Origin of the sequence: Guyparkeria sp. (assembly GCF_046540515.1) — a bacterium.
Lineage (GTDB): Bacteria > Pseudomonadota > Gammaproteobacteria > Halothiobacillales > Halothiobacillaceae > Guyparkeria.
Window position 1 is genome coordinate 1 of record NZ_JBKHFB010000051.1, and the last position, 12,975, is coordinate 12,975.

General features: G+C 66.7%; 11 protein-coding genes. 1 reads left to right on the forward strand and 10 read right to left on the reverse strand.

Annotation, left to right across the window (positions count from 1 at the left end; all coding sequences use genetic code 11):
- From ACLFRM_RS06970 to ACLFRM_RS07015, 10 genes are all read right to left on the reverse strand, one after another.
- Positions 1-2,705: PAS domain S-box protein (locus ACLFRM_RS06970; RefSeq protein WP_410755015.1), on the reverse strand; the 2,705-nt coding region annotated here is incomplete at its 3' end.
- Positions 2,695-3,657, reverse strand: coding sequence for an ABC transporter substrate-binding protein (locus ACLFRM_RS06975; RefSeq protein ID WP_410755016.1), 963 nt, complete (start codon positions 3,655-3,657; stop codon positions 2,695-2,697). The genes ACLFRM_RS06970 and ACLFRM_RS06975, both read right to left, overlap by 11 nt.
- Before the next feature lie 290 nt (positions 3,658-3,947).
- On the reverse strand, positions 3,948-4,598 hold the full coding sequence (locus tag ACLFRM_RS06980) for a rhodanese-like domain-containing protein (RefSeq protein WP_410755017.1): 651 nt from the start codon (positions 4,596-4,598) through the stop codon (positions 3,948-3,950).
- 86 nt (positions 4,599-4,684) lie between these two features.
- Positions 4,685-6,034, reverse strand: a complete 1,350-nt coding sequence (locus ACLFRM_RS06985) for a UDP-glucose dehydrogenase family protein (protein ID WP_410755018.1) — start codon at positions 6,032-6,034, stop codon at positions 4,685-4,687.
- Positions 6,031-6,594: a ribosome biogenesis factor YjgA gene (gene yjgA / locus ACLFRM_RS06990; protein WP_410755019.1), complete on the reverse strand. Its 564-nt coding sequence runs from the start codon at positions 6,592-6,594 to the stop codon at positions 6,031-6,033. Before yjgA ends, ACLFRM_RS06985 begins: the two co-directional genes overlap by 4 nt.
- A gap of 107 nt (positions 6,595-6,701) precedes the next feature.
- Complete coding sequence (locus ACLFRM_RS06995) at positions 6,702-7,190, reverse strand: TspO/MBR family protein (RefSeq protein ID WP_410755020.1); 489 nt, start codon at positions 7,188-7,190, stop codon at positions 6,702-6,704.
- A 54-nt stretch (positions 7,191-7,244) separates the two neighbouring features.
- Entirely contained in the window at positions 7,245-8,414 is a 1,170-nt protein-coding gene (truD, locus tag ACLFRM_RS07000) for a tRNA pseudouridine(13) synthase TruD (RefSeq protein ID WP_410755021.1), read from the reverse strand.
- Positions 8,407-9,450, reverse strand: a complete 1,044-nt coding sequence (pyrC, locus tag ACLFRM_RS07005; RefSeq protein ID WP_410755022.1) for a dihydroorotase — start codon at positions 9,448-9,450, stop codon at positions 8,407-8,409. Before pyrC ends, truD begins: the two co-directional genes overlap by 8 nt.
- Positions 9,451-9,510: 60 nt before the next feature.
- Positions 9,511-10,005 carry a DsrE family protein gene (locus tag ACLFRM_RS07010; RefSeq protein WP_410755023.1) on the reverse strand — a complete coding sequence of 165 codons (495 nt, stop codon included), beginning with the start codon at positions 10,003-10,005 and terminating at the stop codon, positions 9,511-9,513.
- Positions 10,006-10,144: 139 nt separating this feature from the next.
- Complete coding sequence (locus ACLFRM_RS07015) at positions 10,145-11,710, reverse strand: ArnT family glycosyltransferase (protein ID WP_410755024.1); 1,566 nt, start codon at positions 11,708-11,710, stop codon at positions 10,145-10,147.
- A 158-nt stretch (positions 11,711-11,868) separates the two neighbouring features.
- Here ACLFRM_RS07015 and ACLFRM_RS07020 point away from each other — a divergent pair, with 158 nt between their 5' ends.
- The gene (locus ACLFRM_RS07020) at positions 11,869-12,951 is read left to right on the forward strand and encodes a quinone-dependent dihydroorotate dehydrogenase (protein WP_410755025.1); all 1,083 of its coding nucleotides are present in this window, start codon (positions 11,869-11,871) and stop codon (positions 12,949-12,951) included.
- The last annotated feature ends 24 nt before the right edge of the window (positions 12,952-12,975 follow it).

Genomic DNA, 12,975 nt, shown 5'->3' on the forward strand with positions numbered 1-12,975 from the left:
TAGCGGTAGCGGCAGGCCCGATTCCGTCCGCTTGCCTTGGCCTGGTACATGGCCTCGTCGGCCTGCTTGAGCAACGCCTCGTCGTCGAGCTCGACGCCCTGGGGGTAGAAGGTGTAGCCGATGCTCGCGGTGACCTGCAGCGCCGTCCCATCGATGTGGCGCTCACGGGCGGCGGCCCGCACCAGGCGGTTGATGATCGGTTCGGCGTCGGCTTCCCGGTCGAGCCCGCCCAGGATGATGACGAACTCGTCACCGCTGATGCGCGCCAGCGTGTCCGTCTCGCGCAGCCCGACGGCGAGGTCCCTGGCCACGTCGATCAGGAGCTTGTCGCCCATGTCGTGGCCGTGCGCGTCGTTGACCGACTTGAACCCGTCGAGATCGAGGAAGGCAAGTGCCAGCCGTCCGTCGCCGCGCCGTGCCGTCGCCATCGCCTGACGCAGGCGGTCGGCCATCAGCACGCGATTGGGCAGACCGGTCAACGCGTCGTGATTGGCTCGATGCTCGAGCTCACGCTGGTAGTTCTTGACGTCGGTGATGTCCGAGGCCAGGGCGATATAGTTGCGCGGCCGACCTTCGGCATCGTGCACCAGGCTGATCGTCAGGCGCTCGGCGAACAGATCGCCGTTCTTGTGCCGATTCCACAGCTCGCCGCTCCAGTAGCCGGCCGTGCGCAGCCGCTGGCGCATGCGGCGATAGAACTCGCTGTCGTGCGTGCCGGATTGCAGGAACCTGGGCGTGTGGCCGATCACCTCGTCGCGCCGCCAGCCGGTCATCTCGGTGAACGCGGCATTCACATCCAGGATGCGCGCATCGAGATCGGTGATCAGGATCGCTTCGCGGGCATGCACGAACACCGAGGCGGCCAACTGGAGGTCCTGTTCCATCTGCTTGCGGGCGGTGATGTCCTGGTGGGTGCCCCACATGCGCGAGGGCTCGCCCTCCGCGGTCCACTCCAGCACCCGGCCGCGCGTAAGCACCCAGACCCAGCTGCCGTCCCGATGGCGCATGCGAACCTCCGACTCGAAGCTGTCGTGCTCGCCTTGGAAACAGGCCTCCAGCGCCTTCTCGGCCCCCTGCCGGTCGTCGGGATGGAGCAGGTCTCGCCAGGTATGGATGTTCGTCGGTTCGAGCTCGTCGAGGGAATATCCCAGCATCCCGGCCCAGCGGGCGTTGAATATCGTTTCGCCCGTCCGGATATTCCATTCCCAGGTGCCGACCTGGGTTCCTTCGATCACGTTGCGCAGACGCTCCCGTTCCCTCTTCAGGGATTTCTCGGCACGCTCGCGTTCCGTGATGTCGTGCACGATCACGAACAGCCGACCGCTACGGTGATGGTCGTTCAGCGGGGTGACATGCAGTTCGACACGACGATCCTCACCCCGGCGCAGGCGGTGGGTATGTATGTGGCAATGCCCCCCCGCCGAGCCACCGGCACGGATCTCGTCGAATTGTTCCTCGGGGCAGGACCAGACGCGATCCACCGACCGCCCGATCAACTCCTCGCGGGGCCATCCGTAGAAACCCGCAGCTGCCTGGTTGGCATCGAGGATCTTCCTCCGGTCGGAATCGATCAGCAGGAGCACCGAGGCATTGTCCTCGAAGAAGCGGCGGAATCGCCCCTCGCTGCGCCGTAACGCCAACTGGCGAAGTATCAGCGCCACGGTCAGCAGTGCCACCAGCACGAAGGCCAGCGCCAGGATCAGCAACTCGTTGCGATGCTGTGCCCAGATGTCCGTGAGAGTGATCTCGCCCACGCCATCGAACGGCGGCAGGCCCAGTTCGCGCGTGATTCGCTCGACCGGCAGGTAGTCCGCCGGCGGTCCGAAGCCGGCGATACCGGCCGTCCGCGCGGCCGGATCATCGACATCCAGGCTGAACAGTGCCGCGGCAATCTGCCGTTCGAGGGACAGCTCCACGTGCGGCATGGCGACGAGGGGCCATTCGGGGTACAGGCGGGTGGAAACCGCATAGGGGTAATCGCCCAGTCGCTGGCGATTGATGACCTTGATTTTCCGCGGATCGACGTGTCCCCGGTCGATCAGTTCCTGCAGCACACCGGTGCGGATGAAGCCGACCTCCGCCTCCCCGTCCAGGACGGCTCGCACCACGGCGTCATGGCTGCCGAGGAAGTCGAATTCGGCACTTTCGCGCAGGTCGATGCCGACCTGAAGCGCCTCGAACATCGGCGCCTGGTAGCCACCGAGGAATCGCTCGCCCGGGGCCGCGATACGACGGCCTTCGAGATCCGCCAACTGCTCGATGTCCTCTGCATCGCGCCGCGCGATGATCACCCCGCCGAGACTGCGGGTGCTGTGCCCGCGGTGCTGGGTCACCAGCGTGCCGAGCACGCCGGAAAGTGCATTCTCGCTGCGCACCAGCTCGTAGTGGGTCGGCGTGGTCAGCAATAAGTCGATCTCGTTTCGGGCAATCGCCTGATCGAGATCATCCAGGTCAAGCACGCGCATCTCGATGTCGACCGAATCGATCGAGGCATCCAGGTAATCCACCAGGGGGCCGAAGCGCAGTTCCATCAACGGCACCGGCCGCACGGCGAATATCCCCAGGACCAGCCGGTCGCCGGGCGCGGCCAACGAAAGAACGGGGAACGCCGCAAACAGCATCAGGCCGCACCAGCGAAGCAGCGCCCGGACAAGGCCGCCGGCCTGCCCGCTGTCGCGGAGATAACGGGGCCTTTCAACCGGCATGGGCACCCACCCTGGGCAGGAAGGCATCGGTAAACCAGTCCTTGTCCATGCCGTCGCCCCCGCCGAGACGGCGTTCGATCTCGTCGGCCGCGACCATCAATCGCGAGCCCGAACCGAGGTAGCGCCGGTTGGCGCGACGGTCGGGCAAAAGCACGCCACCGAAAGCCCGCCGGGCATCCTCCGGGCTGATGGCCTCCACGTCCGCGATGCGGTAGAGCGCGTCCTGGCGATTGGAACGCACATGGTCCAGGGCACGAAAATGCGAGTCGACCAGTCCGAAAAGGGTGCGCTCGGCGTTTTCCATGGCATCGCGGCGCACCGCGAGCACATCGAAGATCGTATCGGGAAAGTCGCGGCTGTCGACCAGGCGCACGGCACCCAGCTGGCGCAGGCGAGAGACCGTCGGCTCGTAGCTGACCAGCGCGTCCACCTCCCCGGATTCCCAGGCCGGGATGTGACGGTCGACCGCCACGTCGACCACGATGACGTCCTCGCGGATCAGGCCAGCCTTTTCCAGCACCCGGTCCAGCAGCATCTCACCGACCGCCGACGCCTCGGCCCCGATGCGCTTGCCCTCCAATTGCGCCAGGTGCTTGATCGAATCGTGGACCACCAGCGCGTCGGCCCCGGCGGAGACGTTGAAGACCATCACCACGACAAGGTCGATACCATCGAGGCGAGCCCGAATCACTTCGTCGAGAGTGAGTGCCGCGGCATCGGTTTGATCGTCTCGCAGGGCCGCCAGCGAGCTGGACGCCGATTGTCGACGAGTCAGCGTGACCGCCTCGGGCAGCCAGTTGAATCGTTCGGCGAGATAGAGGGTCTCGTAGCCGATCCAGGGATGGTAGGAAACGCGGAGCGGATCATCCTGGCGACAGCCGCCGAGCAAGAAGGTCAAGCCCGGGCCACCGATGGCAAGCGAGGTCATTGTGAGAAAGCGACGACGATCCATGCGTGGCGAGATCCTGACTGGCCGCCGATCGGCCTTTCGGGCTGGTGGACAGGGGACGATACGCCCGGACCGCTTCACTATAGCAAGCGATATGCCGGCGGCAACCGGTGGTGACCGGGAAAACGCGCACCGGCCGGGCAACGAGGGTCAGCGACCGTCAAATCGATCGATCGCCCTCGCCCCGGCCAGTGCATGCATGGCGAACCGTGACACACCCGATACGCGGTCCACGCACGACGGAACCCACGCCGAGGGGGCGTGGGTTCCGTCATCGAAAGCCGATCCGCGTCTCAGGGCTCGACCGTCGTCAGCCCGAGAGTATGCCAGACCTGCATCCCGCCCCGATACCAGTAGATCTTGTCGGCCGGGTAGCCCATGCCGACCAGGGCCTTGATGTTCGTCGGCGACTGACCGCACCACGGCCCGTTGCAGAACAGCACCAGAGTCTTGGCGTCCCTGAAGTCGAACAGCCCGCCCTCCTTCTTCACGCCGAACTCGTCGAGCAGCAGCGACTCGGCCACGAACGGATCGAAAGTGGACGACTCGGGATGCAACTGGGTCCACGGGATGTTCTGCGCACTTGGGATGGTGCCCTTCTCGAACCAGTCCGGGGTCCGGGAATCCACCAGCAGGAATTCCCGCTCACCGTCCTCGCGCTCACGCAACATCTCGAGCAGCTCGATCTCGCCGATCGTGTGCGCCCCGGGGACCACTTCGATCGGCTGAACGCAGAAAGGCGGACACTCGCGGCTGGTCTGCGTGTAATCCTTCGGAATGCGATTGTCGGGGTCCTGATCGCGCTTGATCTCGACCTCTTCGCCCTCGTGTTCGACGGTCACCGACTCCAGGTCGGACGTGACCTTGACCTTCATTTCATCGGCACCCACGACACCGGCTGCAGCAAGCAGCGTCGCACCCATCAACCAGGCTGACTGTTTCATGACCTACCTCCCGTTCCACTTGGGTCTACGGGGAGTCTAGGTCGCGTTTTCCAACCCTGCATCCAGATACGCGGGAATTCAGCGGGTCATGCGTAGCCGCATACCGTCTCTCCGCGCCCGATTCCGTAATAGTGCCACCCGGCCGCTTTCAGCCGCTCCGGATCGTAGAGATTGCGGCCATCGACGATCACCGGATCGGCGAGCGACTCGCGCATCAGCTCGAAGTCCGGGGCGCGGAAGGCCTTCCATTCGGTGCAGATCACCAGAGCATCCGCGCCCTTGAGTGCGGCATCGCGGGTGCCCACCAGGGAGAGATCCTCACGGTGGCCGTAGATACGCTGGGTTTCCTCCATGGCCTCGGGATCGAAGGCCTGCACGCGTGCCCCCGCCGCCCACAGCGACTCCATCAGCGTGCGCGCCGGCGCCTCGCGCATGTCGTCGGTGTTGGGCTTGAAGGCCAGCCCCCACAGGGCGATTGTCTTGCCGGCCAGCGCCTCGACGCCACCGTAATGCGCGACCAGGATCTCGAACGGGCGATGCTTCTGCCGGCGGTTGACCGCCTCGACGGCATCGAGCAGCAGCGGCTCGTGGTCGACCGAGTGGGCGATCCTCGAGAGCGCCTGCACGTCCTTGGGGAAGCAGGAGCCGCCGTAGCCGCAGCCCGGGTAGATGAAGTGATAACCGATGCGCGGGTCCGAGCCGATGCCGAGACGCACCTGCTCGATGTCGGCGCCCAGGCGCTCGGCGAGGTTGGCCAGCTCGTTCATGAAGCTGATCTTGGTCGCCAGCATGGCGTTGGCGGCGTACTTGGTCAGCTCGGCCGAGCGCAGGTCCATCACGATCACGCGGTCGTGGTTGCGGTTGAACGGCGCGTAGAGCTCGCGCATCACCGTCTCGCTGTGCGCGTCACTGGTACCGACGATGATCCGGTCGGGCTTCATGAAGTCGTTGACCGCCGCCCCTTCCTTGAGGAACTCCGGGTTGGAGACCACGTCGAAGTCCAGCGTCACACCGCGCCGGGCGAGCGTCTCGGCGACCACCTTGCGCACCTGGTCGCCGGTGCCCACCGGCACGGTCGACTTGTCGATGATGATCTTGGGCGCCTCCATGTGCTCGGCGATGGTCGCCGCCACGGCGCGCACGTACTGGAGATCCGCCGAACCGTCCTCGTCCGGCGGCGTGCCCACCGCGATGAACTGCAATTCACCGAAGGCCACGCCTTCGGCGGCATCGGTGGTGAAGTGCAGCCGCCCCTGCGCGTGGTTCTCGCGCACGATCGGCTCGAGCCCCGGCTCGTAGATGGGGATCACCCCGTCGTTCAACCGCGCGATCTTGCCGGGGTCGACGTCGACGCAGGTGACCTCGTGGCCCACCTCGGCGAGACAGGCACCCGTGACCAGACCGACGTAGCCGGTACCGAAAATCGTGACCTTCATGCGTCGTTCGTTCCTTCTTCGTTCATTTCACCGGCCGCCTCGATCACGTCCCGTACCTCGAGAAACAGTGCACGACTCGCCTTGCCGTACTCCTCGCGCGCCGCTTCGGCCCGCGCCGAGCGTTGCAGCTGGCGCAGGTGCTGGACGTCGACGGCCGGGTAGCTGTCGATAAAGCGGGTGATCGCCTCGTGCTCCGCGATCAGCGCGTCCCGCCAGGCCTCGGCCTGCATCTGGCGGCGCTGGTTTTCCGGCGAATGGGGATCCAGCCGACGCAGCGCCGTCTCGATCGCCTCGACATCTTCCTCGCGCATCAGCCGCCCGATGTACTGGCGCTGGCGCTTGGCCGCGCCCCGCGAGCGGGTCGCCTTGAGCTTCTCGATCCCGTCCCGCAATCGGTCGGTGATCGGCAGACGATCCAGCGCATCGGCATCCAGTTCCGCGAGGCTGACACCCAGGTCCTGGGCGGCATGTGCCTCGCGCTTGACCTGGGACTTGCTCGGGCCGAGATATTCCTCGTCGTGATCGCCCGTCGAATCGGGCGGCAGGTGGTGCTCGGACATCAGTCGCTCCCGTCCATGGCCGGTAGTGGCCACCGTTGACGTCAAACGCGGGATTCTACCCAATTCCTCGCCCGAATCCGGCCCCCTTGCGCGACCGACCCTAACGATCAGGCGTTACGCGGTGATGACTCGAACGGATTGAGCTTCCAGATGCGCGCGTTGAGCAGCGCGGCGAAGGCGATCCAGAACCAGTACGGTACCAGCAGCCAGGCCGCGAGTGCGCTGGTCTGGGCGAACAGCAGGATGGTGAGGCTGAGCACCATCCACAAGAGCAGGATGTCGACCAGTCCCGCCACGATGCGGCGGCGGCCAAAGAACAGCCATGACCAGGCGGCGTTGAAGACCAGTTGCAGCAGGTAGAGGACCAGCCCCGCGGTGCGCGCGGTCGACTCGTCGGCCATGAACACCCGCCAGGCGGCGATGGCCATCAGGAGATACAGCACCGCCCACGCGATCGGAAAGACCTTGTCCGGCGGCGTCCAGGAGGGCTTGGCCAGCGCGCGATACCAGCCATCGGGTCGGAAGATGCCGCCGGTCAGGGCCGTAAGTGCGACCAGGACGATCGATCCCATCAGGACCGCAATGGACTCGAGCATGGACAATCCCCTTGAATGCGTTTGAACCGGGAAACCGGCGGAACTGGAGATAGCCTAGTCCCCGAGTCCCGTCCCTGCCGAGCCTCGGTCCGACGGCCGCACGGCGAAGAGCTCGGCGACCAGTTCGGTAGCGTAACTGCCCGGCGGCAGAGAGAAGCTCAGGTCGACCTCGCCCTCGCCGAGTTCGACCTCGAGATCGGACACGCGCACGGTGAGCGGTCGGCGATCGGCCTCCACCCGCCAGTCGGCGAGCCAGCGGCGCCAGAGGGTTTCCCCGAATCGGACCAGCATCTCGTCGGCGAGCCGATCCTCGCGCGCGCCAACCTCGTGACCGGCCGGCGAGTCGCCCTCGCCCCACAACGGGCCGGTGGGCGTGACGTCACCCTGCTGCAATCGGGCCTGCAGGGCATCGATCTCGTCGGCCTCGGCGGCGAATCGGCTGCGTGAACCCGCCAGTTGCAGCAGGTCACCGGGCTCGACCCGATCGACCGCCCCGGCGTGCAAGCGCTCGGCAAGCACCCGATCGAAGATCGCCGAGCGCAGCGTGGACAAGAGCCAGTTACGTGCCTGGCGCTTGGGTCGCCCGGTGCGCACACCCTCGCCCCACTCGACCAGCCCCCGCAGGTTGCCGAACCCGCGGCCGTAACGCTGCTCGCCGAAATAGTTGGCCATGCCTCGCTCGGCGAGGATGGCGAGGCGCGGTTCGAGATAGGCAAGAAGATCCGACGACGGGTCGGCCCCAATGGCCTCGACGTCGTGCAGTCGCAGGCGGAACCGGTTGGCCCGGTGGGTGGCGCGGCGGAGCTTGCGGTCGTGGCGGTCGAGTGCCAGCAGGCCGATGCCCTCGCCCTCGCAGGCGCGAGCGAACGCCTCCGGGTCGAACGATTCGTGCGGCACGCTCACCCACTGGGTAGTGACCGCGTTGCGGTCCTTGAGCCCGGAAAAACCGATGTCGCGGGCGCGCGTGCCGGTGACCTTCGCGATCCAGTCGACCAGCGCGCCGGTGGTCAGATCGCGCTTTTCCAGCCGCATCAGCCAGTGGTTGCCGGCCCCGGTCGGGGCAAAGCCGAGCACCTCGTCGACGCGAAACGACTCGGGCGCCTGCTTGAGACCCGCTCGCCACGCCGGCGCCCCGGCCACCCGCGGACGCGCCGAGCCGGGTGCGCCGGGCCAGTCGAGCGGCGGTTGGACCTCGCGCCCGTCCCGGTCCTCGATGTCACTCATCGACGAGCGAGGCCGTCCACTCGATCGTCTCGCCGCTCAAGAGCGGCACGACCACGTCGCCGCCGCAGTCGATCGGCTCCGGGACTGCCTGGCTCCGGCGTTCCAGTCGCAGGCGACGCTCGTTGACCGGCAGCCCGTAGAAGCGCGGGCCGTTGAGGCTGGTGAAGGCCTCCAGCCGGTCGAGCGCCCCGAGCCGGTCGAACACCTGGGCGTATAGTTCGACGGCCACCGGGGCGGTGAAGGCGCCGGCGCAGCCGCAGGCGGACTCCTTGGCCCCCTTGGGGTGCGGGGCGCTGTCGGTACCCATGAAGAACTTGCCGGACGGGTCCATCGCCGCTTCGAGCAACGCCTCGCGATGCTTCTCGCGCTTGAGGATCGGCAGGCAGTAGTAGTGCGGGCGAATCCCGCCGGCGAGCATGGCGTTGCGGTTGAACATCAGGTGATGGGCCGTGATGGTCGCACCCAAACGCTCGCCATGGGAGCGCACGAAGGCCGCCGCCTGGGCGGTGGTGATGTGCTCCATGACCACGCGCAGCCGCGGGTAACGCTCCAGCATCGGCGCAAGCACCCGCTCGATGAACACCGCCTCGCGGTCGAAGATGTCGACCGACGGATCGACCACCTCGCCGTGCACGCACAGCGGCAGGCCGGTACGCTCCAGGGCCGCAAGCGCGGACTCGATCGCCAGCGGATCGGTGACCCCGTTCTCCGAGTTGGTGGTCGCGCCGGCCGGGTACAGCTTGACCGCGTGGATGTGCGGGTCGGCCGCCGCCTGCTCGATCTCGGCCGCCGTGGTGCGGTCGGTCAGATACAGGGTCATCAGGGGTTCGAAGTCGCTGTCGGGGCCAATGGCCGCGAGGATGCGATCCCGATAGGCCCGGGCCTCGGAAACGGTGGTCACCGGCGGGACGAGGTTGGGCATGATGATCGCCCGGCCGCACTGACGGGCCGAAAAGCGGGCGACCGCCTCGAGCATGGCGCCGTCGCGCAGGTGCAGGTGCCAGTCGTCGGGCTGGCGAATGATCAGTTCATCCACAGACAATCCTTAAAGGGATCAATAGGTTTTGATTGATTCATCAAGTAACGCTTGAGTTCATTACCAGGCAATGTAGGCGTAGCCGTCTTCCTGGTATTCCATCAAGGCAGCGGCGCCCACCTGCTCGATGCGGGCGAAGTCACGGATATCGTCCTCGCTGTAACCGACCGTATCCATGGTGTTGCCGCAGGCGATCCATTCGACGTCGTAGTTCTTGGCGAATCCCTCGACGCGGGCGTAGATCTCTTCGTCGACCTCACGCTTGGGCTCCTTGGCAAGGATGTGGATGCCCTTGGCGAAGCAGGCCACCGCGATCTTCACGTTGCCGCCGTACTTCCCCAGCATGGCGTTCATCGAATTGAGCACGTGCGTCTGGTAGTCCACGTCGCCGTGATTGAGCTGGTAGATCACCTTGTGCGCCGGCTCGTCACCGGGGAAAAACAGCTCCTCGTCGTCACCACCCTCCTGCGCGTGGGCACGACCAAGTCCGATCGCCGCCCCGGCACCGGCCACCACCGTCATGAAACGACGTCGATTCTTGAGAAAATCCTGCATTTTTCACCTCTCTCGTTCTCAGACCCCCGGGACACCGGGGACGCGGCAAAACGGGTCCGCTCATGGGTCGCGAATGGGTTACCGACCCGCTCATGACACCCTGGCGACATGGTAGCTCATCGGCGGTATCGGAAGGCGCTCACCGCGTCGAACCGACGCGCATCAGCACGTATCCGCCCTTGGCGTAGAGCACCTCGCCCGGGGTGCGCTCGGCCCGCTCGCTCCGGGTGAGCAGCAGGTCGCCCTCACGCACCTCTCGGCGCACCACCACCTGCTGGGCGTAAACGCCGAAGCTCGGCATGTTGAGATCGCGCATGACCAGCGGACCGGGCAGGTCACGGGCGATCAGGCCGGCCTCTCGCACCGGCCCCTGCTGCATCTGGCCGACGGCATCGAGCACCAGGGCATTGACCACCAGCGAGCATGAGAGGGCCACCGGGATCATCAATCTGGGCAGCGACCATTGTCGAGCGAACCCGGCGGCGATGACCAGCAGCATGGTGCCTCCGGCGACCAGGTACCAGGACAGACCGAAGAAGCGGTCGCGCTCGGCGAGCATGTCCTGCACGTAGGACGGTTTGATCTGCTCGAAATTGATTTCCACCAGCCACGGCAGCATCAGCACGAACAGCAGGAAGGCCGCCGGCGGCAGCAGGTGCAGCCACCGATGCCGTATATGCGGCAGGTGCGAAGCCATCACCAGCATCAGGCCCACCAGCCCGTAGTTGAGGTAATGCGGCAGCTTGGTGCCGGAGAACGAGAACAGGAGCAGGGTGAGACCGAACCAGATCCAACCGAACCGGCGCAGAGCCAACGGCAACGAGTCGGGCCGGCCGTAGGCGCCACGCCAGTCGCTGGGCAGGTGACGCAAGGCGGTCAGCACCGCGCCGGTGAAGGGGAGCAGCGCGACCAGCGCGACCACCGGGTAGTACCACAGCCCGCCGGAATGCCCTTCCATCGGCTCGTCGAAACGACCGACGTTGTTCTTGAGGAAGAACTCGTCGATGAAATACTGGCCGTGCTCGATCCAGACCGCCACGTACCAGGGCACGGCCACGGCCAGGAAGATGACGATGCCCTGCCAGTCGAGCACCGCCCGCCACCAGTCCCGACCACGCGCCGTGACCAGGTAGAACGCGAAGCTCGTCAGGGCCGGGACGACCACCGCCACCGGCCCCTTGGTAAGAAAGCCCAGCCCCATCGCCAGGTACGCCCAGCGCACCCAGCGCCGCTCGCCGCTGACCCAGTGATTGAAGGTGGCGAACACCGCGCCGGTGAGAAAGAGCAGCAGTACCGCATCCGAGATCGCCGCCTTGCCGACCACGGTGGTCATCAGCGAGGTCGCGGCGATCAGCCCGGCAAAGAAGGCGGGACGGGGCCCGAGGTACCGGTCGGCAAAGGCGTAGATCAGGCCGACCCAGGCGGCCGAGGCGAGCACCGAGGGCAGGCGAAACGCCCACTCGCTAAAGCCGAACAGCCCGACCGAGGCGGCCTGCAGCCAGTAGATCAGCACCGGCTTGGCAAACCGCGGCTCCTCGTTGAGGTACGGGGTGAGGAAATCGCCGCGCTCGAACATCGCCCAGGTCGCGCCGGTGAAGGCACCCTCGTCGAGATCGAACAGCGGCAGGCTGGCGATGCCCCAGACGTAGCCGATCGCCACGGCGACGGCGAGGACGAACAGGTGAAAGCGGCGGGAATCGAGCATGGTCGTCGGTCTCGTGGCGAACGTGTAGCGTTTTCGGCGCTGGCGCGGGAGTATATCAACCGTCGCGCGGGCACCGACGCCCCCGCCCGCCGAATCTCGTTACAATGGCGCTTTCGGTCGACCCGGCCGACGGCCCACCGCCTGCAGAAACACGCTTCATGGACCTGTATCCCCTGCTTCGCCCGCTGCTGTTCCGTCTCGACCCCGAGACGGCCCATCGTGTCACCCTCGGACTGCTGGACCTGGCCGCCCACTCGCCCTGGTGCGGCATGCAACGGCGCGGGGTACCCGACGACCCAGTGACGATGATGGGACTGGAGTTTCCCAACCGGGTGGGGCTGGCCGCCGGGCTGGACAAGAACGCGGCGCACATCGCGGGGCTGTCCTGCCTGGGCTTCGGCTTCATCGAGGTGGGCACGCTCACGCCGCGCCCCCAGCCGGGCAACCCCGCCCCGCGCCTGTTCCGGCTGACCGACGCCGAGGCCCTGATCAACCGCATGGGCTTCAACAACGACGGGGTGGAATCGGCGCTGGCGAACATCGAACGCGCGCCGCGTAGCGTGCCGCTCGGCATCAACCTCGGCAAGAACTTCGACACGCCGATCGAGGCGGCACTGGACGATTACCGCGCCGGCCTTGCCGCGGTCTACGGGCAGGCCGATTACGTCACGATCAACATCTCCTCGCCCAACACCGCGAACCTGCGCAATCTGCAGGGCGGCGAGGCCTTCACCGCCCTGCTCGCCGGCCTGACCGAGGAACGCGAGCGCCTGCGCGAGGAAAGCGGCCGGCACGTGCCGCTGGCGATCAAGATCGCCCCGGACATCGAGGATGCCCAGTTCCCGGCGCTGGTCGACGCCCTGGTCGCCCACGGGATCGACGCGGTGATCGCCACCAACACCACCATCGGGCGCCCCCTGGTCTCCGGGCTGCCGCAGGCAGACGAGGCCGGCGGCCTCAGCGGCCGGCCGGTACGCGAGCGCTCCACCGCCGTCATCGCCGCGTTGCGCGAGCGCCTGCCCGAGGGCTTCCCCATCATCGGTGTCGGCGGCATCGATTCGGGCGAGGCCGCGCTGGAAAAGATCCGGGCCGGGGCCGACCTGGTGCAGGTCTACACGGGACTGATCTACCGCGGCCCGCAACTGGTACGCGACGTGGCCCGTACGCTGGCCGAAGCCCCGAGCGAAGCCGAAACCCCGGTCAAAACCGTGGCCAAAACCCCGGCCGACTCGGCGGACTGATCAACCGCCGCGACGCGGGGCGCA